The sequence below is a fragment of the Enterobacter sp. IF2SW-B1 genome (assembly GCF_001743375.1).
GTDB classification, from domain to species: Bacteria; Pseudomonadota; Gammaproteobacteria; order Enterobacterales; family Enterobacteriaceae; genus Enterobacter; species Enterobacter bugandensis.
In genome coordinates this window covers 67,372-91,105 of sequence record NZ_MJAA01000006.1, presented here as the reverse complement: position 1 = coordinate 91,105, position 23,734 = coordinate 67,372, and the positions used below count along the sequence as shown (strand labels likewise).

The 23,734-nt window shown below is 53.4% G+C and carries 22 protein-coding genes and 1 pseudogene; 4 read left to right on the top strand and 19 right to left on the bottom strand.

What is annotated here, in order from left to right:
• Window positions 1-87: 87 nt before the first annotated feature.
• Both A6013_RS13675 and A6013_RS13670 read left to right on the top strand, forming a co-directional pair.
• Window positions 88-2,823, top strand: a pseudogene (locus tag A6013_RS13675) (phage tail tape measure protein); the annotation flags it as partial.
• 458 nt (window positions 2,824-3,281) lie between these two features.
• On the top strand, window positions 3,282-3,770 hold the full coding sequence (locus A6013_RS13670) for a phage tail protein (RefSeq protein WP_069733260.1): 489 nt from the start codon (window positions 3,282-3,284) through the stop codon (window positions 3,768-3,770).
• 154 nt (window positions 3,771-3,924) lie between these two features.
• On the opposite strand, the gene A6013_RS13665 is transcribed toward A6013_RS13670, so the two are convergent.
• From A6013_RS13665 to A6013_RS13590, 16 genes are all read right to left on the bottom strand, one after another.
• Complete coding sequence (locus tag A6013_RS13665; protein WP_069733259.1) at window positions 3,925-4,521, bottom strand: tail fiber assembly protein; 597 nt, start codon at window positions 4,519-4,521, stop codon at window positions 3,925-3,927.
• The gene (locus A6013_RS13660; protein ID WP_069733258.1) at window positions 4,521-5,507 is read right to left on the bottom strand and encodes a phage tail protein; all 987 of its coding nucleotides are present in this window, start codon (window positions 5,505-5,507) and stop codon (window positions 4,521-4,523) included. The genes A6013_RS13665 and A6013_RS13660 overlap by 1 nt, the downstream gene beginning before the upstream one ends.
• Window positions 5,497-6,111, bottom strand: a complete 615-nt coding sequence (locus A6013_RS13655) for a phage tail protein I (protein WP_069733257.1) — start codon at window positions 6,109-6,111, stop codon at window positions 5,497-5,499. The genes A6013_RS13660 and A6013_RS13655 overlap by 11 nt, the downstream gene beginning before the upstream one ends.
• The gene (locus A6013_RS13650; protein ID WP_069733256.1) at window positions 6,104-7,000 is read right to left on the bottom strand and encodes a baseplate J/gp47 family protein; all 897 of its coding nucleotides are present in this window, start codon (window positions 6,998-7,000) and stop codon (window positions 6,104-6,106) included. The genes A6013_RS13655 and A6013_RS13650 overlap by 8 nt, the downstream gene beginning before the upstream one ends.
• Window positions 6,987-7,355 carry a GPW/gp25 family protein gene (locus tag A6013_RS13645; RefSeq protein ID WP_021312601.1) on the bottom strand — a complete coding sequence of 123 codons (369 nt, stop codon included), beginning with the start codon at window positions 7,353-7,355 and terminating at the stop codon, window positions 6,987-6,989. Before A6013_RS13645 ends, A6013_RS13650 begins: the two co-directional genes overlap by 14 nt.
• Window positions 7,352-7,933 (bottom strand): phage baseplate assembly protein V, encoded by a 582-nt coding sequence (locus A6013_RS13640; RefSeq protein ID WP_069733255.1) that lies wholly within the window; start codon window positions 7,931-7,933, stop codon window positions 7,352-7,354. Before A6013_RS13640 ends, A6013_RS13645 begins: the two co-directional genes overlap by 4 nt.
• Window positions 7,930-8,568: a phage virion morphogenesis protein gene (locus A6013_RS13635; protein ID WP_069733254.1), complete on the bottom strand. Its 639-nt coding sequence runs from the start codon at window positions 8,566-8,568 to the stop codon at window positions 7,930-7,932. The genes A6013_RS13640 and A6013_RS13635 overlap by 4 nt, the downstream gene beginning before the upstream one ends.
• The gene (locus A6013_RS13630) at window positions 8,561-9,031 is read right to left on the bottom strand and encodes a phage tail protein (RefSeq protein ID WP_061357502.1); all 471 of its coding nucleotides are present in this window, start codon (window positions 9,029-9,031) and stop codon (window positions 8,561-8,563) included. The genes A6013_RS13635 and A6013_RS13630 overlap by 8 nt, the downstream gene beginning before the upstream one ends.
• A 210-nt stretch (window positions 9,032-9,241) precedes the next feature.
• Entirely contained in the window at window positions 9,242-9,679 is a 438-nt protein-coding gene (locus tag A6013_RS25265; RefSeq protein WP_083264124.1) for a DUF2570 domain-containing protein, read from the bottom strand.
• Window positions 9,676-10,221 carry a lysozyme gene (locus A6013_RS13620; RefSeq protein WP_069733253.1) on the bottom strand — a complete coding sequence of 182 codons (546 nt, stop codon included), beginning with the start codon at window positions 10,219-10,221 and terminating at the stop codon, window positions 9,676-9,678. The genes A6013_RS25265 and A6013_RS13620 overlap by 4 nt, the downstream gene beginning before the upstream one ends.
• Complete coding sequence (locus A6013_RS13615) at window positions 10,205-10,507, bottom strand: hypothetical protein (RefSeq protein WP_021312609.1); 303 nt, start codon at window positions 10,505-10,507, stop codon at window positions 10,205-10,207. The genes A6013_RS13620 and A6013_RS13615 overlap by 17 nt, the downstream gene beginning before the upstream one ends.
• Window positions 10,498-10,698 (bottom strand): tail protein X, encoded by a 201-nt coding sequence (locus A6013_RS13610; RefSeq protein WP_006117890.1) that lies wholly within the window; start codon window positions 10,696-10,698, stop codon window positions 10,498-10,500. Before A6013_RS13610 ends, A6013_RS13615 begins: the two co-directional genes overlap by 10 nt.
• Window positions 10,698-11,222 (bottom strand): head completion/stabilization protein, encoded by a 525-nt coding sequence (locus A6013_RS13605; protein WP_069733252.1) that lies wholly within the window; start codon window positions 11,220-11,222, stop codon window positions 10,698-10,700. The genes A6013_RS13610 and A6013_RS13605 overlap by 1 nt, the downstream gene beginning before the upstream one ends.
• Window positions 11,223-11,320: 98 nt before the next feature.
• On the bottom strand, window positions 11,321-12,178 hold the full coding sequence (gpM, locus tag A6013_RS13600) for a phage terminase small subunit (protein WP_069733251.1): 858 nt from the start codon (window positions 12,176-12,178) through the stop codon (window positions 11,321-11,323).
• A gap of 46 nt (window positions 12,179-12,224) precedes the next feature.
• Entirely contained in the window at window positions 12,225-13,274 is a 1,050-nt protein-coding gene (locus A6013_RS13595) for a phage major capsid protein, P2 family (RefSeq protein WP_069733250.1), read from the bottom strand.
• Window positions 13,275-13,297: 23 nt separating this feature from the next.
• The gene (locus A6013_RS13590) at window positions 13,298-14,134 is read right to left on the bottom strand and encodes a GPO family capsid scaffolding protein (protein WP_069733249.1); all 837 of its coding nucleotides are present in this window, start codon (window positions 14,132-14,134) and stop codon (window positions 13,298-13,300) included.
• A gap of 159 nt (window positions 14,135-14,293) precedes the next feature.
• On the opposite strand from A6013_RS13590, the gene A6013_RS13585 reads away from it, so the two are divergent.
• Window positions 14,294-16,024 carry a terminase large subunit domain-containing protein gene (locus A6013_RS13585; RefSeq protein WP_058678863.1) on the top strand — a complete coding sequence of 577 codons (1,731 nt, stop codon included), beginning with the start codon at window positions 14,294-14,296 and terminating at the stop codon, window positions 16,022-16,024.
• Complete coding sequence (locus A6013_RS13580) at window positions 16,024-17,082, top strand: phage portal protein (protein ID WP_069733248.1); 1,059 nt, start codon at window positions 16,024-16,026, stop codon at window positions 17,080-17,082. Before A6013_RS13585 ends, A6013_RS13580 begins: the two co-directional genes overlap by 1 nt.
• Window positions 17,083-17,760: 678 nt before the next feature.
• Here A6013_RS13580 and A6013_RS13575 read toward each other — a convergent pair.
• From A6013_RS13575 to A6013_RS13565, 3 genes are all read right to left on the bottom strand, one after another.
• The gene (locus A6013_RS13575) at window positions 17,761-19,983 is read right to left on the bottom strand and encodes a S8 family peptidase (protein WP_069733247.1); all 2,223 of its coding nucleotides are present in this window, start codon (window positions 19,981-19,983) and stop codon (window positions 17,761-17,763) included.
• Window positions 19,984-19,994: 11 nt separating this feature from the next.
• Complete coding sequence (locus A6013_RS13570) at window positions 19,995-21,134, bottom strand: AAA family ATPase (protein WP_058678866.1); 1,140 nt, start codon at window positions 21,132-21,134, stop codon at window positions 19,995-19,997.
• 133 nt (window positions 21,135-21,267) lie between these two features.
• Window positions 21,268-23,682, bottom strand: coding sequence for a replication endonuclease (locus tag A6013_RS13565; protein WP_083264123.1), 2,415 nt, complete (start codon window positions 23,680-23,682; stop codon window positions 21,268-21,270).
• Window positions 23,683-23,734: the final 52 nt, after the last annotated feature.

Genomic DNA, 23,734 nt, shown 5'->3' with positions numbered 1-23,734 from the left:
CAGAGTGCGGGCGGTTTGTCTGAATCCCTCAAAAAAACGCAGTCCCGCATTAAAGATCTGGACAGTCAGTCACGCACGTTCAACCGTCTGCGTGACAGCGTACAAAAGACCTCCCGCAAAATCGACGACGCCAGCCGGACTCTCGAAGGGCTGAATCAGGCACAGCGGGAAGGTACACAGCTTACAGACAAGCAAAAAGCACATATGGCAGCGCTGGCCGCAAAGCTGGAGCGCCTTAACTCTGCACGCACGCAGGAAATGGTTAAGCTGCGCGCCGCCTCCCAGGCGCTGCGCAGCCACGGCGTTTCGCTGGTCGGCAGCGATCGCACCATTCAGAGCGCCATACGTCGAACCGAGCAGTACAACCAGACGCTTGAGCGAGAGCGAAGACAGCTTGCCGCTGTCACGCAGGCACGTGCGCGCTACGACCAGATGCAGCAAACGGCGGGCAAACTTCGCGGCGGTGGCACGATGGCCGTTGCCGGGGCCACTGCTGCCGGTTATGCAGCGGGGCGCTTTTTATCCCCTGCCGTTGGGTTTGACCGTGAAATGTCCCGCGTACAGGCGCTTACCCGCATAGATAAAAGCTCAGCAGACTTTTCGGCACTCCGCGATCAGGCCAAAAAGCTGGGTGCCGAAACGCAATTCACAACAACCGATGCCGCCAGCGGGCAGGCGTTTCTCGCTATGGCCGGCTTCACTCCGCAGGCCATTCAGGCCGCACTGCCTGGCGTGCTCAATATGGCGCTGGCCGGTGGCATGGATTTAGGCGAAAGCGCCGATATCAGCTCAAATATCCTGTCTCAGTTCCGCCTCGATCCCAAAGAAATGGATCGCGTCAGTGACGTATTAACTGGCGCATTCACCCGTACCAACACCGATCTGCAAAATATAGGTGAAGCAATGAAGTACGCCGGGACAGGTCTTTCCAGCCTTGGCGTCAGCGTCGAACAGACCACGGCCATGATCGGCGTGATGGCGAACGTAGGTTTGCGCGGGAGTATCGCCGGGACAGGATTACAGGCCGCGTTTTCTCGCCTTGCCGCCCCAACCGGCAGAGCAAAAACCGCACTCAAGGAGCTGGGCGTAGACGTTGCTGACGCCACGGGGAAAATGCGCCCTGCTGAAGAGGTTCTCACTGAACTCTATAAAAAGATCAGCAAGTACGGCGATACCGACAAGCTCTCTTTCTTCAAAGATATTGCCGGTGAAGAAGCGTCAAAATCATTGCAGGCACTGGTTATGTCAGCCGGGAGCGGGGAACTCCAGAGGTTACTGGAAGCTCTGAAAAACGCCAAAGGTGAAGCACAGAAAGCCGCCAAAATAATGGCGGATAACCTTGATGGCGATCTCAAGAATCTGGACAGCGCCTGGGAAGGCTTCCGCATCCAGATTAACGATCTCGTCGATAATCAGCTCCGCGCCCTGACTCAGGGACTGAGTGACGTTGTGGGGAATATGACACAGTGGGCGAAGGAGAATCCGAAGTTCGCCCAATCCCTGCTGGTTGTCGGTGGTAGCGTTCTGGCACTGACCGCCGCCATTGGCGGCACATCGCTGGCGATCGGCCTGCTGATGGGGCCGCTGGCTAAACTCCAGCTAGGCTTTACCCTGCTGACAGGAGGCAGGGGCATAACCGGAACTATTGCCGCTCTGCGAACTCTCGGCACGACTTCCGGCCCGGCAATGGCCAGCGTGCGCGGATGGGGGCCAGTTCTCGGCTCGTTAGCAGGGAAAATGCGGGGAGTTTCAACAATCATCCCCGCTATACGCGGCGCACTTATGGGGGTATTTCTTGCACCTGGCGCCGCGTTGGGCGCACTGACTAAAAATATCGGGATGCTTGCCCTTCGACTGACTGGCTTGCCAGCAATATGGGGCATGATCACTACTGCGGTATCTGTGCTTGGTACAGCGCTGTCACTGCTGTTTAGTCCCATTGGCCTGATAGTGGCGGCGTTTGTTGCAGCTGGCGTGCTTATCTGGCGGTATTGGGAACCTCTTAAGGTATTCTTTGCTGGCGTGTTCACCGGCATCATGGAAAGGCTGGCCCCATTACGCGAGACCTTCGCGCAATTCAGCCCCATCTTTGACGCGATAGGCAGCGCGGTTAGCCAGGTCTTTAACTGGTTCAAATCTCTGCTTTCCCCGATGGAATCCAGCAAGGAAACGCTGGATAAATGCGCCAGCGCCGGGGAGGTGTTCGGCAACGTTCTTGGTGGCGCGCTCCAGCTTGTTCTTGCACCTGCCAAAATACTGCTGGATACACTGGCATGGATCCTTGAAAAGCTCGGTGTTCTTCCTGATGAGGCGGAAAAAGCCAGGAAGAAAATCGAAGACGCGCAGCGCATGGCCGTTCTTCAGGACAAAATTGCCCTTCTTCAGGGGGATATAGCTAAAGTTGCACCGAAAAAAGTTGAGGTTAATAACGTTCCACCCGGAGCACCGCACACCACTTCACCGCTGACCGGCGATAACGGCACTATGCGCCGGTTGCAGAGTATCGACAGCAACACCAAAGCGACAGCCGACAACACGAAGAAGATCGGCCCCGGCGATATCGTATTTAAAAACCTGCCGCGTGCACTGGCCGTTCGTGGTGAATGGAAGGAGTCGCAGCTTGCCAGCACCACTACGGCAGGTCGGTTAAGTGAACGTCCCGCAAAAGTGGGGGAGGAGTGGAAGGAGCCACAACCTGCTAACACTACCACGGTGGGCCGATTAAGTGCGCGTCCCGCAGCGGTAGGGGAGGGGTGGAAGGAACCACAACCTGCTAACACTACCACGGCAAGCCGGGTAAGTGCGCGTCCCGTGGTAATGGGTGAGGAATGGAAGGCGGCACAACTTGCCAGCACTACCACGGCAGACCGGGTAAGTGCGCGTCCCGCAGTAGTGGGGGAGGAATGGAAGGAACCACAACTTGCCAGCACCACCACGGTGGGCCGATTAAGTGCGCGTCCCGCAGCGGTAGGGGAGGGGTGGAAGGAACCACAACTTGCCACCCCCACGGCAGGTCGGTTAAGTAAACGCCCCGCAGTGGTGGCGGCATCGCTTCCAGTCAAACAGGCGGAACTTCAGCCAGTTAGCCGCAGCGCCAGCAATATACCTGTTGCCGCAGGCGGCTTTACTGGGGAAATCCACGTACACCTGCACGGCGTTGACCGGCAGGACGCGCGCGAAATTGGCCGGATTGTTGCCGATCAAGTAAATGCCGAACTGGCCCGCCGTGAACGGCTTAATCGCGGCAGCTTCAAAGACAGAGATTAAGGGGAGGCAACATTATGATGATGATATACGGGATGTTCGTTTTCGAACTGAAGACACTACCTTACCAGCAGCTGCGCCACTCGCTGAACTGGCGTCATGTGAAGAATGATCGCATTAACCGATCGGCAAAATGGCAGTACATCGGCGCGGGGGAGACGCAGATTAACCTGGATGGTGTGCTCTACCCTGAAATTACGGGCGGTGACGTGTCTCTTACCGTTCTGGCAACGCAGGCATACACCGGGCGTCCGTGGCCTTTAATCAGTGGTGCGGGGCAGATTTACGGGATGTATGTGCTGACCGGGCTACAGGCCACGCATACGGAATTTGACCGCTACGGAAAGGCAAAAAAAATTGAGTTTTCGATCAGCTTTCAGCGCTGTGATGAAGATTTACGGGAGCGCTTGCAAGCGTCGTCTGTTGGCGATTTACTTGCTGGCTTGAAGGATAAAGCCACGTCCGCCTACAACTCTGCCAGTAGTACGCTGTCTGGCCTGCTCTGACAGCATCCACATAAAACTAAAGCGGGCATTTGCCCGCTTCATCTTCCGGAACACACCGCCATAACTGACTGTGCTACAGCACCGTTAAAAATGACTGTACTCGATACATATGGCCAGCACGGTTAGAATCGGCAGTACTTGCCGGTATGCAAACTTATTCCGGCTTAACCGACCAGGTAATTTCCGGCGCTTTCGACGTATCCACAGCCTGCACTGCCTTGATGTAGTTCATCCAGGCGATCAGGCTGGCTTTATCTTCATCGCTGATAATGCCTAACTGTAATTCCGTCTGCCACAGGCTGATCGTCGTTTGTGCCTCTGCAAGTAACGCAGCTTTCTGTTGTTCTGCTGCCTCCACATCTGCCTTGTGCTGTGCTTCGTTATCCGTCACCCACTCGCTACCGTCCCACGTATCGTAAGGCGTGGACGGTGCCAGAGTGGTTGTGCCCTCCGGGTAATCACCGGGCAAAGAAACGATCACCGATTCCCCTGTTTCAGTGCTGTACACCGTTTCACCACGGTGATCGGCGACGTATTCCCAGGCGGTAAAGTCTGCTGTCCGGCAAATGGTGAAATCTTCTTTGCTTTTTCCTGGCTCGTCAGTGCAGGAGTTGGCTGGCAGGCCAACGCCAACAGCCAGATATTCCACGGATGTAGACAGGTATTCCCGCGTCTCACCATCATAATTAAACACGGTAATATCACCCGCCACAGTGGCAATAAGTTCGCTATTCAGTTTTGCCTTCGCCATTATGCAGCCCTCACGATGTAGTTAAACGCGGTGTTACATGGTGCGGTTTCGTTCTGGCCCTCGTCGGATAAATACACGCCACTGCTCCCCGAATATGCAAAATAAACGGTCGCTGAACTCTTACGGTAAGATTCATGAACAGCAGGAGTTTCGCCCCCGTCTCCATTACCAAACAATAATGCATGAGTGTGCTTCCTCAACTTATCAGCAGCATACGACAGAATAGCGCGGCCACTATCCAGCCCCCGCCCATCGTCCCAGCCGCGAATAAACACGCCGCGCAAATCAGGCAGACTACCTGATGGATATGCAACAGCCAGTTTGGGGTATTTTGCCTTGTCAAAAGCTGCGCCATTGCACTTGAGAAAACCCGCTGGCGGTGTTGCCTGCGGCCACGGAAGCGGAAAACCTGCCGGGAAAAATTTATCAAAATCTGATTCCAGCAAATACTGCGTATGCGGATCAGCCGCGGCAATATGCGCCGCCAGCTGTTGATCCACATATGACTTAACTTCAATGACGGCATCATCGACATATTTACGGGTTGCCAGTACCACGGACGGATCGATTTTCAGCGTTACCGCCTCGGTACTGCTGACGATCAGGATCACGCGAATGACCTGCACACGCCCGCTGCCTTCCTGCAACTGCGGTTTATAGGTCTCCGCGCAGTTGGCAACTGCAATCATATCGCCGTCTTTATCAAACAGGCCGATTTCACGGATCCACCATCCGCCCACGTCTTCCGGTATGACCTGTTCCGCAATGATCTGATTGGTATTTACCGGGTCGATAGTCAGCATGTTAAGTTGCGCGCGGCGCAGCTCATGCGTCAGCGCGGTTTGTGCCGGGTTCGGTGTAGGTAGCGCACCATTGCCATCACCTACGGCCATCTGGGTGATCTCAACCTTCGCACCCAATGCCGTGGCGTTTGCCAGTTTTGCCGCCCCGATATTGGTTAACAGGGCAAAATATTTAGTCGCCACTTGCGATCTCCACGGTATCAATTAAATGGACTGCCGCGCCGGTGTAGTCACCACCGCCCACGGATATGGTTTCAGGAAAATAGGGGTAAACGGTCAGCGTATCGCCGATATAACATCCCGCCCCGGCTTCGATATACCCCTGCGACTGAAGCGAAAGAGAAAGGCCAGTAAGGTGGCGGCTTCTCGGCTTGGCATCGTCAATAAGGCGCTCAAGCTCAAGATAGGTTTCCTCCGTAATCCCCTGCTCCTGAATACCGATTTCGAGCTTGAATGTTCCCGGTTCTTCGCCGCTCTGCCACCACTCGATCACGCGAAGCAGAAAGCCGAACGGTTCAACGACGCGACGCAAAGCGGAAATAGTGCCCTTCTGACGGTGAACCAGCCAGGAGGCTTTAATCACCTGCCGCTTGGTCTGTTCTGACCAGTTCTTATCCCAGCGGTCAACTGACAGCGCCCAGGCGAGATAAGGCAGAAGATCAGCGGGGCATTCGTCCGGGTTCCACAGCTTGCGCAGATCAACAGGAATATCGGTAAGCCGCTCCGTCACCTTCTCTGTATTGCGCATAAAACCGCTGGCCGAAGGCGGCAGCATGTTCTTATTCATCAGTGCCCCCGGTTTCTATCGCGAAGGACTCGCACCGCGCTGCCTGCGTATCGGCGATCACAATATCACTGGCAGGCTCCAGCAGCTCCACCCTCTGCACGCCTTGAACATGAAGTGCCGCCATAATGGCTGAGCGGGCAACGTCACGGCCAATCTTGCCCTGCTGATTCAGCCAGGACTGAAGCGCGTCCTGCGCGGCGGTATGGATTGGTTCAGACTCCGGGCCGGGATAGAAATACAGCATCGCATTGATCTGATAATTCACTATCTCTGCTGCCTGAACGGTCAGACGATCGGCAACGGGGCGCTTATCGTCAGCAGACAGCGCTTTATCCACCGTCGCCAGCAGTTCCGCACTGGCAGTGCCGTCACCTTCGGTAGACAGCACAGAGACCACCACCACAGCAGGCGACGGGCTGATCGCTTTGGCGTCCGCCACTTTGCCGCTGGCACTTTTGGCAAAATATTCATATGCACCGGTTGGCCCCGCCACGCTTAGCCCTTCAAACGCAGCCTGCGCGCGCAGACGCAGTGCGGTATCACTTTCTGTTACCGCGTCAGTGGTTGCCGTCTCCGGGGTGATGATCAGGCGTTCGGTGTTCAGGTTGCCCGCGAGATTATCAAGATCGGACGATACGGCATGGCTCAACATACACGCCGCCGCACCGTCATTAATCCGCTGCCTGAGCATCATTTCACGGTAAGCAACTACCTGGGCGATCACGTTCAGCGGTTCGGATTCCAGCTCCAGCGCAGCGGCAACAGAAGCCTGCTGTTCCTGCGGGAATGCCGCCAGCATGACGGCTTTGACCTCGCTGAGAATGACTTCAAAGTCCAGCACTTCGATAATTTGCGGCTGCGGTAGCTGCGATAAATCAACTGTTGCCATTGCTGCCACTCCTGAGCGTTAGCGCACTGCCTGCCGTCTGCATGGTTTCGGTGATAATACCGACCAGTTCAGCGGTAACAGCGCCATCCTTTGAATAACTGATATTGATGCCGTTCAGGGCAATACGCGGCTCCCACATCGTCAGGGCGATCACTGCCGCACTCATACATTGCAGGCGCGTCACTTCGTTCTGTGGTTCATCCAGCAGATCGGGGATCATGCTGCCGTAGTCCCTCCGCATAACCCGGCTTGCCAGCGGCGTGGTCAGTATGTCGCGTACTGAATTCCACAGCTGATCTGTATCGGTAAGCTGGCCCGTGCCGTCCGGGTTCATCCCGGTATAGCGGACTGTCATTTCGGCCCCCCTGTGTTGCTGCTGCCACCCTGCACACCACCATGCACGTGCGAATGAACAGTCACCCCGTTAGACGAAAGCGATCCGCCAGAATGGGTAACATTGCCCTTCATCGTGCCACCCTCCGACAGTTCGAACGTCCGCGCTTTCAGATGGTTGGTGCATTCTACAATTGGTGTTTCAAGCGTGACGCTGGCAGAGGCTTTGATATGTGCTGTCTTCATGCCCTGCGCTTCCAGCGCGCTGGCCTCTGCGTCATAGCGGAAAGAGGCACCGTCTGGTGCTGTCAGCACAATCTCTTTCAGGCTGCTGCCCGGCGCAGGGTGGTCAATGCTGTAGAGACTGCCGATAATGACCGCCGTTTCAGGGTTGCCACCGATACAGCCCAGCCAGACCTGCTCACCCACGGAAGGCGGCACCCAGATACTGAATGCCCCGGCGCGCGTGGTGGTCCAGCGCAGCCAGTCGGTCTGAAGTTCGCCGCTTTGCACGCGCACGCGCCAGCTCTCTTCATCAACGTCAATAACGACGCCGACGCGGAGGATATTTTCCAGCAGGCGGATCAGTTCAGCGCTCATCTTGCGGCACTCCCCAGGCTGTTAACCACCTGCTCCGTAATCATCCGCTCATCGCCAGCGGTAACGCCCAGCAGCTCACGCACCGGATATTTAGCAAAAGCACCCGGCCCGACCTGATCGCGCTGGCCGTACTGGTGCACACGCGCAATGCGCGCGGCCACGCCGTCATAACCCACGGAAGTACCGCCAGCATCAGCGCGCATTTTGAGAAAGCGATAACTGCGCAACCTCTGAAACATCGGCACCTTCTTCGCAGTGCTGCGGCGCACTGAGCGCGTATTGATCTCGATGTAACGCTCAATATCGCTGCGGTAAAACGTGCGAATATCGTTGCGCTCTTCGTCAAAGCCGGTAATGGTTCGCCCGTATTTTCCCCGGCCACCGTGCCAGTTTTTCAGGCGGCGGATCTCACCCTGCCAGACAAAAACAATACCTTGTTGAGAGCGCAACACCCGGCGACGGCGGGCAGGATATGGCGAGCCTTCAGGGTTTTGCTGTGCTTTGATGCGCTGTTGCTGGCTCTTTCGCAGTGCCTGGCCAATAGCGCGGGCAGTGCGAACACGTCCGGCCTGCGAGGTGCCCGCGAGTATGTCGCTGAATACCTGATCCAGCTCACGGAAGAGATCGTTACTCATGCGCGTCACCCTCCCACGTCACATCCTCAAAGATGGCGCTCCAGTCTCCGTCCGCTGACGGGATGCGTGGTTTAGGTTCCGGCAAATGCTCCGCCCGGGGAATACCGTTTTCATCCAGAGTGACCCTCACACGCTCGCGCAGCGGCATTTCAAACAGAATGTCGGCGGTATCGTCGTTGTTGATAAGGGTCGTAAATTTAATGTTCCTGTTCTTCTCCGGGTTCAGCAGCAGATCGGGCTGGTTGTGCCAGAGCCATGCCATTAACGGCAACGTGAAATCATCAATATCACCGGCAAAATTCATCACAAACAGCACCAGGGTATAGCGGTACATAAACGATGGTGTTTCGCCGGTCGTCTCGATATTCCCTTCTTCCACAAATACGGTGAAGGCTTCAGGATTGGCCCTGCACCATTTGTTAGCGCGGGTCAGGGTCTCGCGTAGTGAGTCAGCTTTCAGCATGGTGATACCTTCTTAACGCCCGAAACGTTCAATCGCGCCCGCAATGATCAGCAGATAAATAAGCGTCCAGTAAGGGTGAGCGCTCAGGTAGTCGAATAAAGTCATGGTTTTGCCCTCGCGTGGTCAGTCAGTCTTTTCAGGCGGCGCAGATCGAGATCGGCTATCGCCGCCTTATCGGCATTGCAGGTATCCAGCGCATCGTGCAGGCGATCACTCCAGATAGCTATCGCGCCCCACGTGACCGGGGCGGTCAGTTCCGGCGCTGGCGTTGCTGCCGTCAGGCTTTCCGGCACCGGTTCGTGCACGATTTTCATTTGCGGCTGCGGCGGTACGGTGTTGCAGGCTGTTACTGACAGAAGTAGGCACAACAGTGTTGGCACAAGTATCGTCTTTGATGGCATCGCGCATGTTTTCACGTCGCTTTTCTCCCTGGGCGTTTCTTTGCTGTTCGGTTGCCCGCAACTGTGCAAGGACTTCGCGGGCGTCAGTAGTCAGTGCCCGCAGCTCATCCAGCACCTCACCATTACTCTTTACCTCGCGTGAAAGTGCTTCAGTGCGCACGGAGTCTTTACCGCGTTGATGCGTCTGCCAGAGCAGGCCACCAGAGGCCAGCGCCAGTAGCGCACATAAAATGGCTGTAATCTTCACTTAACAGCCTCCACGTCACGCAGGCACCACGCCTTAAAATCCGTTCTCCGGTTAACCAGCCCCTGGCTGCGTTTACCGCCGCTGTTCACAAAGTCCGTCAGCCGGTTACACATCGCCTGCCATTCATGCGCCTGCGCCTTCTTCCAGATGGTCGTGCGCTGCTTTCGCTTCTGGCCGTCCGTGAACCACATCAGGCCAGTACACCCCACATTAAGACTGGCATCCGTCATGGCCTCAAAGGCGGACTGTGGCATATGCCCGCCTTCAAAATTCTGGTTAATACAGTTTTCAGCGTGCCGCATATCGTTAATCCATCGACCGGCGATCTCGCTGTCACTGTACTTCCGCTTCTCAACGCGCCCCGTCGAACCAATTCCGACCGTGAGCACACCAGCCGTGCAGTAGTAGGGCGTATTCCGGCAGTCTTCCCAGCCAGCAATCTTCTGCTGGCCTTCAGGCGTTGTACGCAACGCACCCGGACTCAGCGAGATCCCCAGCGCAACAATGGCCGCAATGGAGCATTTTTTAATAAGCTGTTTCATCTTCCGGCTCATTCTGTTGCAGGAGGTCAAGCGCCCGGCGCTCTGACCCGCTCATCTGCCTGTGTTCTGCCTGCTCAAGGATCTGGTTAATCAGTTCGTTACGACGCTTCTGCCCCCGTTCGATGCGGGCGCGATAGAGCCATCCACGGGCACCAAAAACCATCCCGACGAGAAGACCGGCCAGCGCAATCTTTTCGCTCAGTGTCATGACGCCGATACTCGTGACCATGGCTGACATCGTGAATGTCAGCCAGTCATTCAGGCGCTGAAAGAAACTTAATCCCATAGCTGCACCATCTCCTGTGTCGCTTTGTGCGCGATTTCCGGCAGTTCAATCTCCTGACCGGCTTCAAGAAAAACCTGCTGACTCAGTCCGGGATTGGCAGATAACACTTTTTCAGTTACACCCTGCGTGGTGCCGTAGTGACGCCAGCAAAGCAAATCCACCGTATCCCCCTGCAATGCTTTCACTTTCATCAGCAAAGCTCCGCATAGAGGCGTGGCGTGTCGCGAATGTCGGCGATACTCCAGCGGGCATCCCGCCAGAGATCATCCCGTTGCAGGTCAAGCGCGGCGGCGTCTTTGTCGCCTTTCGCCGTGGTATCAACATCGCGATAACCTTCAAGTACCAGCGCCCTGGCAATCGAATAAACCGCACGCCGGAAGCGGTACACCTTCACGTTTTCACCGTTGATAACCAGCTTTTCCATCTCACCTGACGGCAGGACGGAGGGCACATCTTCCAGCGTGTGAAAACCTGCTTTGAGCTGACCGGCGCGCCAGTCCAGCAACTGCGCGGTGACATGGGCTACCGCTTCCGTGGTGACGTGCATCAGCCTGGACGTAGTGATACCGCCAGTGATACGCGCGGCCAGACGGAGATCGGCCAGTTTAATCACCGGCCAGAAGTCCCCGGCGCTGACAGTGGTATCACCATCATCAACATCGGGGGTATCACTGTCGGCAGGCAACACGCGCTTATTTGCCACAAGGCTGCTCATGCACTTATCTCCCATAAATCAGGCGGTGGGCGGGTGGTTAAAAGACCGTATACGGGCAGATATCCACCCGCGCCGCCTGTCGGACGGGGCCGAAGTCGTTAATTCTTTTTCTGGCTGGCAGGTTTGCGCTTGGTCGCTTTGCCTGTCACCGTCTTAGTCGTGGTTTTGCGCGTCGGCGCTTTACCTGCTGCGCTGGCGGTGGCGATCTTTTCAGGAACAGGCTCTGCAGTACCGTCAGTTTTGTCGGTGCTGGCCGTATCGCCTTCACCCGTGCCGCCGTCCGCAGACAGCTTCTTAACTTCACGGGCCAGCGTGGCAATCTCTTTTTTTACCCCGGCGTTGGGGTTGCGCGTCAGCGCTTCACGGAACAGCGCCAGCGCTTCCGCTTTGGTCGTGATATCAGTCGCACCACGGCGGGCAAGCGCACGGGCCTTGCACAACTTGGCGCGCACCACATCCGGCATATCACTGTCGGCGACAATTTCCGCTACTTCGTCAAGCACGGCGACACCAGACGATAAATCAGCGTCAGCATCAGCAGCGGCAAGCGTCAGCAACGGCTTGCTCATTTCTTCGGTCAGGAATGTTGCTGCCGTGCGGTTGAAGTTATCCGGCAGCGTCAGCCCGTGGCGCACCACATAGCGCCCCAGCCTCAACGCAAGCGCATAATCACGGCAGTCAATCGCCCAGACCATCAGCCGGGTAATGACTTCATCCTGTCGCCCGTTGTCGCCGTCGAGCGTGCCTTCAATCCATCCCTCATATTCAGGCAGCATGGATTTTTTCATTTCGGCTTTGGTTTCTTCGGACTGCACGCCGCTGAGGCGGGACAAGTCCATACGCAGGCGATGCAGAATTTGCTCATGCGCGGTGCGCTGGATATCGGATTCTTCATCCGCCTGGCCCCGGCGCTCTGCCATGACCTTCTGAAAATGTTTTTGTGCCGGTGTTAACATCGTCACTTCTCCCCGTCATGGCGGGGGAATTCCCCCGCCGCGTCTGTCACTCTCCAGCCTGTTCGGCCTGGGCGAACTGAATGCCGTCAATGAACGCAACATTGCCGTAGTCTTCAATGACGAAGTCATCGTTTGAAGACTGATACGTTGCGACACGGTTGTATTCCGGCTCTTCTTTGATCGTCCGGCGCAGACCGCCGCGCTGGTAGTACACCGACAGGTTTTTGAATGGGGTGATCAGCACGCCATTCACCGGGAAGTAAGGCGCGATAAAGGTCGGCATGTTGCCTACGCGCTCCTGTGCGACAATCAGCTGACCGGCCAGCATTTCGGTATTCGGGTTGGTCTGGCTTAATGCGTTGATGGCCGAGAAATTGCTGCTCGTCAGCAGGTCGCCCGCCAGAATCACCACGTTATCCGGGTTACGTTTGTGCCATTCATCCATCAGGCTGTTTTTGGCGTCGTACACCGCAGCGCCAATGTTGCCGTAGGTGCCTTTTGCAACAATCTTGTTATCTTCATCGCGCGAGGTGATCGTCACATTGGAAATGACGCGGTGCGGCGCTTCCTGGCGGATTTTTTCCAGCCAGCCAATGCCACAGTCCTGCAACAGCGGGTTAGCGGCACGGTCAGACGGGTCGCTGTACTTCACGCCGTTAAAGCCAATCATGATGCGGTCAAGCGACATCTGGCGGGCCATCGCCTTACTGATCAGCGGCTGGAACTCCGGCATGTGCGCCCACGCATCAAGCTGTTCATAGCTGATGCCGTAGTCATAGTTGACCTTGCGGCACATGTAATCGAACGGCTCCATTGAATGATTTGAGCCAGGGTTGCGACGACTGGTAACACTGTTGTTTACGCCAGCCATCGGGCCTTTGCTGCCGATCAGGACTTTCTGACCGATCTGCTGGTTGACGCCAAAAACGTTAATTTTGCTCAGGAAAGAATCATCCTGCTGTGCGGCCTGCTCAAGGCGCTGCTGACGCGTCGGATCTACGGCAAATTTTGCAGCAACGGCGGCGGTTGATACGCCGTTGAGCTGTGCCTGCCGGGCGATGTACTGATCAAATAGCTGGCGGGTATTGTTATCCATGTTCTCTGCTCTCTTTGTGAATATCAGTAATCAGCCAGTTGCGCGTTAGCGCCACCGCTCGCGGGTGCCCGCTGGCTGAAATTGCCGTCTGTGCTTCCCAGCTTGCTGGTCAGCGCGGCAAGGTCGGAGGTCAGCTTCTGAATGGCCTGGCTGTCCTGCTCGCGGGCGCGGCTTAGGTCGTTGAAGCTGTCCAGCAGAACGGCATGGGACTGGGCGACGTTCTCCACGGCGTCACGCACCTGGCTGAATTGCTCACCGTCAGATTTACGGCCTTTGCCGATAATCCCCATGACGCGCGCGAACCACTGTTTACCCTCATCGCTGCGCTGCTCAGCCAGTTCGATGATTTCTGCCTCAATGGCATCGGTGAACAGCGGGGCTTCACCCTGCTGATTGTTGAAGGACATAACCTGCTGACGCTGCTGCGCGGCAAACTTCAGACGCTCGGTGCCGAGGCTCGCCGGGGTATCGGTCATTGCCAGCCCCATGACATAAGCCTTGCCGTTAAGCGCAAACTGCGGGTGCAGCTCAATGCTGGAGTAAATTTTCTTACCTTCTTCCGTCAGCTTCTTCATGCGCTCAGAAGGTTCAATCTCGGCGTAAAGCGCGGTGCGTCCGGCGAGCGGGCCTTCGCTGATATCTTCAGCACTCAGAGCCGTCACATCCCCCATTGCGCCGAAATCACTGCCGGGGAACGGCGAAAGATAGTGCTCCACGTTGACGCGTGCGCCGTACACGTCCGGGCTGTAGTTTGCTGCTGCATCACGAAGGTGCTCAGGGCGAATCTCACGCCCGTCAACGGTTGCACCAGAGACAGCAACGCGGAATTTCTTACGGGCTGGTTTAGCTGCGCTAGCCATGTCGATAATCCTGTTGAGTGGTTTCTGTACGGTCATGATGGCAGAGCGTAACTTGCTGTCTCAACGAGGTTTTGTTGTCGGAGGAAGGCGAGACCTTAAAGTGGGCGATAGGGGGATCGCGCGCGGGGTAATCTTCACCACATCAACGGTGGAGGGCAGATGATACAGGACGCTTTTGTACGTCAGAGAGCAAAACAACTTTACTGGCAGGGCTACCCGCCAGCGGAGATCGCGCGTCTGATGGGAATTAATCAGAACACAATTTATTCATGGAAAAAACGCGATGAATGGGATGAAACGCCGCCCGTCCAGCGCGTCAGCCAGTCTATGGATGCCCGCCTCATCCAACTGACGGACAAGAAAGACAAGACAGGGGGAGACTTCAAAGAGATTGATCTGCTTACCCGGCAACTGAAAAAGCTGTCTGACGGACAGCAGGCAGAGACTGGAGCGGGCAAAAAGCCGCGCAAGCGCAAGCAGAAAAATCACTTCACCGAAGAACAGATCGTCGCGCTGCGGGAGAAAATACTGGATTCGCTGTCGTGGCATCAACGTGGCTGGTATGAGCAACGCCACCACCGAAACCGCATGATACTGAAGTCCCGCCAGATTGGCGCAACCTGGTACTTTGCCCGCGAGGCGTTACTTGATGCGTTGCGTGATGATGTGAAATACCCGTACCAGCGCAACCAGATATTTCTGTCTGCATCCCGCCGCCAGGCTCACCAGTTCAGGGGATTCATTCAGAGAGTTGCCGAAGAGGTAGATGTTGAGCTTAAGGGGGGCGACAAAATTGTACTGAGTAACGGCGCAGAGCTGCATTTCCTCGGCACGTCTGCGGCGACGGCGCAGTCCTATACGGGCAACCTGAAGTTTGACGAATTCTTCTGGGTCAGCAACTTCACCAATCTGCGAAAGGTTGCAGGTGCGATGGCAACGCTGAAGGGGCTGACGCGTACCTACTTTTCCACGCCGTCAGGCGAGACCCATGAGGCCTACCCGTTCTGGACGGGCGATCGCTGGAATGAGAAACGCCCGAAGGCACAGCGCAAAGCGTTTGATGTGGGCTGGAAAACGCTGAACAGTGGCTTGTTATGCCCGGATAAAACCTGGCGCCAGATTGTCACCCTGAAGGATGTGATAGAAAACGGCTGGGAATACACCGACCTTGAAGAGATCCAGGATGAAAACAGTGAGGATGAATTCCGCAACCTGTACATGTGCGAGTTCGTTCGCGATGGCGAGTCAGCCTTCAACCTTAACGCACTGATTGGCTGCGGAGCAGATGGTTATGACGAATGGCCGGACTGGAAGCCTTTCGCGTCCAGGCCGATGGGTAATCGCCCGGTCTGGATAGGCTATGACGCCAACGGCAGCAGCGGCAACGGTGACAGCGGCGCGATTTGCGTTGTGGTTCCGCCACTGGTGCCGGGCGGTAAATTCCGCACGGTGGAAACGGAACAGGTGCGCGGCCTTGAATTTGAAGAGCAGGCGAAAGTTATCGAAAACTTCACCTTCAAATACAACGTTCAGCATGTCGGCATCGACGTGACGGGCGGTAATGGTGAAGCCGTTTACCAGATAGTGAAGAAGTTTTTCCCGATGGCGATGCCCTACACCATGTCAATGACGTCAAAGCGCGCCCTGGTGCTGAAAATGCTACAGCTGATCCGCGCCGGGCGATGGGAATATGACCGCAGCGAGCGCGCCCTGATAAACGCCTTTAACTCTGTTCGCAAGGTAAAGACGCCGGGCGGATTCATCACCTATGACACTGACCGCTCGCGCGGCGTCAGCCACGGGGATTTAGCTTGGGCGACTATGCTCGCCATTATTAACGAACCGCTGGGCCAGGAGAGTGGCAGCGGCGGGTTTGCTATGGAGTTCTGATGAAGAAGCGCACCTACAAAAACAAACACACTGCCAGCAGCGGCAGTGCCGGACAGCCTGATATCTCTGACGCGCTCAGAAGCGATCCGGCGCTCAGCGCCTTCACGTTTGACGGGCCATATTCAGTGACAGACGGCTACGATCTGCTGGACAACATGTGCTGCGTCGATAACGGACGGTACTACGAAACACCAATAGACTGGAAGGGGTTAATCCGTGCGTTCGCACAATCCCCGCTGCATCAGTCGGCGCTTTACTTCAAACGCAATGTGCTGACCGGGTGTTATATCCCTCACCCATTACTCTCACGTCAGGCCTTCTCTGCTTTTGCGCTGGACTGGTTTGTCTTCGGCAATGCCTACCTTGAACGTCGCTCTAACCTCCTGGGCGCACCGCTCAAACTCCAGCATGTTCCGGCCCTGAACACACGGCGGGGGAGTGACCTTGATACTTACTGGTTTATCCGGCAGTGGAAAGATGAATACGAGTTTAAGACGGGGCAGATCTGCCACATCATGAACCCGGATATTCATCAGGAAATCTATGGTATGCCTGAATACATGGGGGCGCTGCTGTCCGCCAGCCTGTCCCATTCTGCCGACAGGTTCCGCAAACTCTACTATGACAACGGCTCTCACGCCGGATGTATTCTCTATGTCGGTTCGGAGAAGGTGGATCAGGAAAGCATAAAGGTGGTGCAGAAGACGCTGTCGCAGGCCAGAGGTAAAGGCTCCTTCAAAAACGTGCTGATCCACGCACCGGGCGGCGGCAAAGACGGCGTGCAACTGTTGCCGTTCAGCCAGATATCGGCAAAGGATGAGTTTCTTAACATCAAATCAGCAACGCGCAACGATTTACGCGACGCTCATCGCATCCCGCCGCAACTGATGGGCGCAATGCCGGAAGGCAACGGCTCGCTAGGTGATGTTGAGAAGGCCGCGCGCGTCTTCGCCATTAACGAAATGTTGCCCGTGATGGAAGCCATGAAGGGCGTCAATGACTGGCTCGGTCAGGAAGTGATTCGCTTTAATCCCTACGCTCTGCTCAAAGACGAGTGATCCGCACCATCCGCCGCACATCCTGCGGCGGTTATCCTTCAGTAATTTTCAATCTTCGCATGACCGGCCACCACCCGATCACCGCCCGGTACGACCTTTAACGCCCCTCACTCAGTGCGCATGCGCGCCATTCTGGCTGGTGCAAACTGCAATCGACCCGCACGCATCCATAATCGAGAAAGCGCGCGCAGAAAGCAGGGAAGGCCAAAGCATGGCATTTAAAGGCATCCCCTACAGACCCCTGTCGCGTGGGCTGTTCCCCCGTCACCTGCGCGCGACATTTGCTTCGTTTTTTGTGCATTTGCCGAACCGTGGCCAGACCACACTGCCACAGGGCAGAAAGGGTATAAATAGCGTCAAAAAAATTGTGCAAGTTTGTGCACTATTGTGCGACAGAGAAAAGAGGCCAAGAAGAAAGGAATGCCGCCAAATCTAGCGGCGTAGACAGGAAGGAGTCAGGCGTGATTCATTCTGATATCCCACCCCTCAGCGCGCTCATTCCCCCCGCCTTGCCTGCGCGCCAAACGTGCCTCTTTTTGTGCACTTTTGAAATACAGCCGGAACCGTATCAGAACTGGCGCGGAAGGGGATTAATAACATCAAAATAAAATGTGCTAATTCGCTCATATTCTTGCAGCGATAAAAAAAGCCTCAAACATGAGGCTTTTTGATAGGTAACTAAGTTCTGACAGGGACAGTAGCTTGAGGCTGAATAGGTGCCAAAATTTGGTTATAACTTCGTAATATATCGTTATACAAATCCGGGTGTTTATTTGCGGTTATCGTAAGTATCAAAGCATATTTAATTTTGTCAGCTTTGTTACTTTGTATCGCACCTCCTCCTTGCCTTGCATTATAATGAATGTCGAAAACAGGTTTATTTAGAGACGTGCCACGCATACTTTTTGATGCATGTAGTACTGTCTCCCATTTCCCCATATCAGAACGACGCTCTTGTTCATTAGCATATTTTTTAAGCTCAAAAAAACCTTTAGTATCAGCGTTCTGAGCGCCTTGCTTTTTCTTATTCTCATCCGGTCGGAACGAAATTTCGAGGCCTGCCTTTGTGTAAGAGGCTGAATCCTGAGGGTCGACAGATGTTGAATAACAAAAGGTTGCTGTTAGGTTCACCATACCATTAAGACCGCCATCAGGTATTGGCAGTGCTGCCCTGAGATATTTGCCAGGCTTCAACTCTCCTTGATACACGATTCTGGCGACTCCATCAGGGCTTATAATTATATCATTAACATCTTCAGGTAGTTTTCCCCAACCAACTTCGGCATGGGAATAATTTTTTTGAGAACATGAATGAATCATCAGCGCTTTAATCGCTAAAGTTGTTAGATTTCCACCCAAAAGGGCCTTGATTCCAACCGCAGTCCGTAATGCATATGGTGCAGCAAAGCTTGTACCCATTAGAGGTGCTATTACTGGATTTACATCTTCAGTTAGTACATGAAAATATTCGCTTTCTTCGCCCCCAAAAGCAACTAAGTCAGGCTTAATAACGCCAGGGCTTCTGCCTGGCCCCATAGCACTATACGAGGAACGCGCCCATTTATCAGAATCTGTAGAATTAGCCGCTCCTATCGAAAGACCATTCACTGAGTCAGAAGGAACTTGAATCCTGGCATTGCCGGACTCTTGATCCATCTCACCATTGTTTCCTACAGCGATTGTCATGAGCGTTTCACCATCACTGAGCAGATCATCGATCACAGAAGTCCATGCATGAACTTCTGAATCCTCGATAGGCAAATTAGGCCCTAAACTCAAGTTAATAAATTGATACTGTCTAGAAAGAAGCACCTCTTCAATCAACCCTAGTGTTCTATAAAGCTCAAGCGGGTGTTCATTACAGATATCAGCATCTAAGACTCTCAAGTGATCAACATAAGAGTATGGACGTGGAGCCATATTTCTTGCTTTTAATGGGCCAAAAAGAAAAGCAGAAGTTACTGCAAGGCCATGCTGCAATGCATCGCTATCATCTGCTGCACCATCATCCATAACTCGATATGAATTGAGCCATTTCTGTATTGAGTGTTGTTTAGGCAGGCCACCATCTAAAATAGCTGCTCTTAAATCACTTACTGGCGGATCACTTGGTAATAGCGTTTGAACTTGAGCTCCAGCGGCTCTTTGTATTGGACGAATACCGCGCAAAGGAGGTACGGGTCGGATTACCCTAACGAAAGTGAATAAGGATAAAATCTCAATTTTTTCTTTCCCACACTGTACAGGGACAAACCAAAGGTTACCCGCAGTAAAAGAAAGCTCTGAGTAAGGTGTAATATCGTTAACTTCGGCATAACGCATAAAAGCAGACTGGACAAGGTCACTATTGTCACTAGGTAAAAGATGTACACCTACCTCGTAGAAGTCACCAGCCTCCTTCTTGCTAAAGGGTACGATTCTTTCTTCTGGCTTATAAGCAGAAAACGCTTCAATTCGCGCAAAGTCTATCGCTTGATCACTGCCAGCGTCTAGAGACTGTACCCAGGGCAGGATATTTTTAAAAGAAGAACGCTTACCCGCCACAAAGATCTGGGTAGTTGGAAACTCAGTCACTTCGACTTTGCGCTTCCAGCCGTCAGGCTTAATTTTAACGGTTTTACTTCCTATTGATTGCAGGTTGTTTTCTCTGAGTAAAGTGTCAGGAAAAAAAGAACGCGCAATATAACTAGGATTAAGTGTTAAACTAGCAACAGCATAATCGTTTGGGCAGGCACTAGCGGGTAAATCATCCAAATCAGATGTTGCTTGTTGAACTTGAGGTATTAGCCTTTGCTTTGCTTCAGCAAATGTATAAACCTCTGATTTATCCATACCACGGCGAGGGCCTGAAACAGCACTCGCCAGCAACTCCCCACGACCTATTAGAAAGTTAGTAGCCATTACAATTCCTTTTATGCAATTGTGCCCTCAGAGGCACGACGTTTACGGATAGTATCTCGACTAACCCCGGTAATATCTGAGATAGAATGCTGTGAGAGCTTTGTCTCTTTACTGAGACTTAAGGCCACCTCCAGCTTCTCAGGCCTTTCCAATATAGAAATCCTACTTTTTATAAACTCTTCAATCAGTTCCTGATCAGATGCAATCCCTAATGCAACAGCTCTACGGAATTTATTTATTTCTTTTTCAATATTACTAAACGATTCATTTTTAAACGTTAAAGTCAAGATATCAACCCAACGTGAAAACATCGCAAAATCAGGCCCTGAAAATCTTCTTATTGCATCAGCAATATTTTCGGCATCCGGCCTGTCAAAGTTAACAATCATGTCGAAGCGACGCCATAATGCAGGATCAATTAACTCTTCGTGATTTGTGGCCGCCAACAGCAGAGAATCTGTCGGCCATTCATCAACTTCCTGCAAGATGACGGTTACCAACCTTTTGAGTTCTCCAATATCAGAGTCATCACTGCGTTTTTTGGCTATTGAATCAATTTCATCAAGTAATAAGATGCATGGTTTTTTCTTCGCATAATCCAGTGCAGCTCGCAGGTTGTTACCGCTTTTTCCAAGATAACTACTCATAACAGCAGTTAAATCAAGTATATAAAAAGGTACATTAAGTTGTTTCGCCAACCAAGCCGCAGTTAAGGTTTTTCCCACCCCTGGTGGGCCTACAAAAATTGCAGATCGTGTTGGTGACAGTCCCAAATCGTTTAACCGTTGGATGCTTTTACGCTCAAGTATGAGCCTGTCTAATACCAATTCATTTTTTTCCGAAAGCACTGGTTTCTCAAGTTCATCTTTCAAAACCGGCGTTTTTAGCAAACTCAGGCGCGACTCATCATCAACAGGCAAAGGCTGTTGAGAAATTGCAGGTGCAGGACTGGACGTCTTACGCAAACTGTTATGGCTACCCGCAGGTTTCGAACGCAAGTATTGATCAAGCTGAGCCGCTAAGTCAGGTGATGAGTCACGATACTTACGCACTAAGCGAGCGACATACAACCGAACATCATCATATTGTTCGGCTATAACCAGCCTGACTAGTTGGGCTAAATCTGACTGAATACCACTTAATTCGCCCATTGTGATTCTAACCTCTTAATTTTAAATGAAAAACACAAAAACATTATTGGACTACTTTTATAGTATTGCACTTATTCTCCGAACAGGAAAGGGGAATGCTATATGAATTTACAGTATGTTTTATGAATCACACTTACCTGGACGCCTGCCGCCAACGGTTGATCAGTAAGTCCGCCTTGTGCCGAGCGAGTGTCTTACGCCAGTGCTTGTCCGCACCGGTCGTAACCAGTTCCCCGGTTATTAGATTGGCCCTATAAGTTGTATCGAGTACGGTAACTTCTCTCCCTTGTGCTAGCTTCATCGCCTGCACCGAGTTGATTTGGATTTTTCTTAATTTTGCCCAACTGATGATCTCATCTGACAGTACTGCAACATCCTCGCTTGCTGCATTTTCTTCTTGGCGTATAGCGTGTGCAGCTTTGAGATAACTTTCGGCCCTAGCCCGGTCAAAATCGGTACAGTCATAAGCTGTAATGCTGTAAGCGAGCGTTTCAAAATGATCAGCTGGTGAAAGGCGCTGATTTGATTTGTGGTTTATGAGGTCATCCGCAATTTTTTTTCTCTGATCTCGACTCAATTGTCCGATCGCGATTTGCTCTGGCCCATCAGCGCCAGCTGATACGGCTATTTCTGACGGTGCTGATAGTGGCGGAGTTGTTTGTTTTTTAGCCTCAGTACAGTTATTGACACGAGTCCAAGAGGGCGCAGACGCGCCCTTAAGGTCAAAACCCGGATCGGCGCGGTCTGAAGATTTAGGCTTCATCTTCACAATACGATAAGAATGGAGGCGCGTTTCTACGGGCGGAATGCTGGATGCTGGCATAACCAGACCCTTGATAGCTTTCTGATACTCGCCGTAACTGCTTGGCTCGTTTTTGTATTGATACCAGGCGCGCAGCACCAACTTGGAACGGGAAACAAAAGGGCCACCCTGCAAAGTGATGTACCCCTGCCAATCTCCCGCGTGAGCCGCGCGGTGCAGCTCACCAAAAACAGGACTAACCCTGTCGGCTAAATCCTGATTTTTCAGGCGGCGCAGTTCACGCCAGACTGACACCGGCGCGCCCCCTAAAAACTGGAATTGACGTATACCCCAGCATGACGCCCAGGCCGTTGCGTGCTTCGCGGTTTCCTTCAGTGGGCGTCCACTTTCGTGATCGCTCTCGCCGTCCAGGGCGTAACCATCAATGTTTTTTGAGATGTATTTGACGACATAACCCGTAGCGCTACCCAAAGCCGGATCAATCGGCTTAAGTTCAAAGCGGGGCTGCTTACCAGACTTACCAGTTAATTCTTCCGCATCCTCACGCGTTGCGTAGTCTTCCATGACCTCTTTCAACTCCGCAGTATGCTCTGGGGCTGTAAACAGCAGACCGTGCCAGTGCGGAGTACCGTCATGATGGGATTCAGCGACGCGAAGACCGAAAATAGGAATTTCGCGGCGTGAGAGTTCAGCGCGAATCTGTTGCCATATTTGATTGAGATACCGCTGAGATCGGCGTGGGCTTGCCCCGTTCCACTTGTGGTTACGGTGTCCAAACGCGGTATAGGCGTGATATTTAGACGGGGCGGTTAGCGTGAAGAAACTTCCGGCATAACCGCTTTCCGTTGCCACCTTCTCAAAGCCTCCAATACGCGTCATAAGTTCTACGCGGCGTTTTTCAGGGTTCGATATGCTTTTATCAATCTGCTCTATAAGCGACATGCGCTCACCCGTAACCTGATCTTCAAGCTCCAGGCGGCTCATGATTTCCCTGCTACGCTTGCGACGCGCATCCCACTGTTTAACGTGGTTTTTGCTGCAATAGGGGGAAACATCGCGACGCACATCACCAAAGGCAATATGCAGATGTTCACGCCAGCGGCGTGCGTACTTTCGCAGCAGGCGTGACCAAAAACGATCATCAAGAATTTTTCGAATTGAAGCTGCCATTTCATCAAGTGGCATTTTGCGCCGTGAAGCCCAGGGCGCGATTAACCCGAAATAAGCAACCAGCCTTGAGCCTTCACGCAGCATTCGCTTGCTGTACTCCTCAGGGCTAAGTACAGCACAGGTTTCACTCACTTCAGCTAAGGCAGCATTTGCATAAATCGCGATATCCTGAGCAAGTAAATCAATGTCTTCGTCCGTACTGTCAGCCAAATGATTGAACCGGCGTGTTAGCTCGCGAAGGTTTTCAAACGTATGAAACAGTGGGTTTAATTCGGAAGAAATGATCCAGTCGCTGCCAACAGGCACGGCGTATTGCTCTGCAACTGCTCGCACGTGGGGAAGGTCGCGCGCCACGATATTGCGAAGGGTTAACTTTGCGATGTGACGCCCTTTGTCAGCGTGTACGGCATTTATGCGGGAGGAAACGCGGCGGCGGATAAATGTAGGTAGTGGCTTGAGGGTATCTTCAACCCACGCGAAAAACTCCTGCTCTTGACCCAATTCATAGAGATCAACAGCGGGAGTCTTATCGACAGCAATGGCCTGTTTGGGTTCATTCCACGGATAGGGGTAGCGGGCCGCCTCGTTAAAGCTGCCCGGTTTATCCGTAGTCATAGAGTGAACACGACGCGCCTGAGTCACCGGCTCACCCTAGATTGTCACAGTG

What these genes read in the sequence shown, in the direction of transcription:
- A6013_RS13670 (WP_069733260.1), top strand. Translation starts at nt 3,282, where the DNA reads ATGATGATGATATACGGGATGTTCGTTTTCGAACTGAAGACACTACCT.
- A6013_RS13665 (WP_069733259.1), bottom strand. Translation starts at nt 4,521, where the DNA reads ATGGCGAAGGCAAAACTGAATAGCGAACTTATTGCCACTGTGGCGGGT.
- A6013_RS13655 (WP_069733257.1), bottom strand. Translation starts at nt 6,111, where the DNA reads ATGAATAAGAACATGCTGCCGCCTTCGGCCAGCGGTTTTATGCGCAAT.
- A6013_RS13650 (WP_069733256.1), bottom strand. Translation starts at nt 7,000, where the DNA reads ATGGCAACAGTTGATTTATCGCAGCTACCGCAGCCGCAAATTATCGAA.
- A6013_RS13645 (WP_021312601.1), bottom strand. Translation starts at nt 7,355, where the DNA reads ATGACAGTCCGCTATACCGGGATGAACCCGGACGGCACGGGCCAGCTT.
- A6013_RS13640 (WP_069733255.1), bottom strand. Translation starts at nt 7,933, where the DNA reads ATGAGCGCTGAACTGATCCGCCTGCTGGAAAATATCCTCCGCGTCGGC.
- A6013_RS13635 (WP_069733254.1), bottom strand. Translation starts at nt 8,568, where the DNA reads ATGAGTAACGATCTCTTCCGTGAGCTGGATCAGGTATTCAGCGACATA.
- A6013_RS13630 (WP_061357502.1), bottom strand. Translation starts at nt 9,031, where the DNA reads ATGCTGAAAGCTGACTCACTACGCGAGACCCTGACCCGCGCTAACAAA.
- A6013_RS13620 (WP_069733253.1), bottom strand. Translation starts at nt 10,221, where the DNA reads ATGAAACAGCTTATTAAAAAATGCTCCATTGCGGCCATTGTTGCGCTG.
- A6013_RS13615 (WP_021312609.1), bottom strand. Translation starts at nt 10,507, where the DNA reads ATGGGATTAAGTTTCTTTCAGCGCCTGAATGACTGGCTGACATTCACG.
- A6013_RS13610 (WP_006117890.1), bottom strand. Translation starts at nt 10,698, where the DNA reads ATGAAAGTGAAAGCATTGCAGGGGGATACGGTGGATTTGCTTTGCTGG.
- A6013_RS13605 (WP_069733252.1), bottom strand. Translation starts at nt 11,222, where the DNA reads ATGAGCAGCCTTGTGGCAAATAAGCGCGTGTTGCCTGCCGACAGTGAT.
- gpM (WP_069733251.1), bottom strand. Translation starts at nt 12,178, where the DNA reads ATGTTAACACCGGCACAAAAACATTTTCAGAAGGTCATGGCAGAGCGC.
- A6013_RS13595 (WP_069733250.1), bottom strand. Translation starts at nt 13,274, where the DNA reads ATGGATAACAATACCCGCCAGCTATTTGATCAGTACATCGCCCGGCAG.
- A6013_RS13590 (WP_069733249.1), bottom strand. Translation starts at nt 14,134, where the DNA reads ATGGCTAGCGCAGCTAAACCAGCCCGTAAGAAATTCCGCGTTGCTGTC.
- A6013_RS13585 (WP_058678863.1), top strand. Translation starts at nt 14,294, where the DNA reads ATGATACAGGACGCTTTTGTACGTCAGAGAGCAAAACAACTTTACTGG.
- A6013_RS13580 (WP_069733248.1), top strand. Translation starts at nt 16,024, where the DNA reads ATGAAGAAGCGCACCTACAAAAACAAACACACTGCCAGCAGCGGCAGT.
- A6013_RS13575 (WP_069733247.1), bottom strand. Translation starts at nt 19,983, where the DNA reads ATGGCTACTAACTTTCTAATAGGTCGTGGGGAGTTGCTGGCGAGTGCT.
- A6013_RS13570 (WP_058678866.1), bottom strand. Translation starts at nt 21,134, where the DNA reads ATGGGCGAATTAAGTGGTATTCAGTCAGATTTAGCCCAACTAGTCAGG.
- A6013_RS13565 (WP_083264123.1), bottom strand. Translation starts at nt 23,682, where the DNA reads ATGACTACGGATAAACCGGGCAGCTTTAACGAGGCGGCCCGCTACCCC.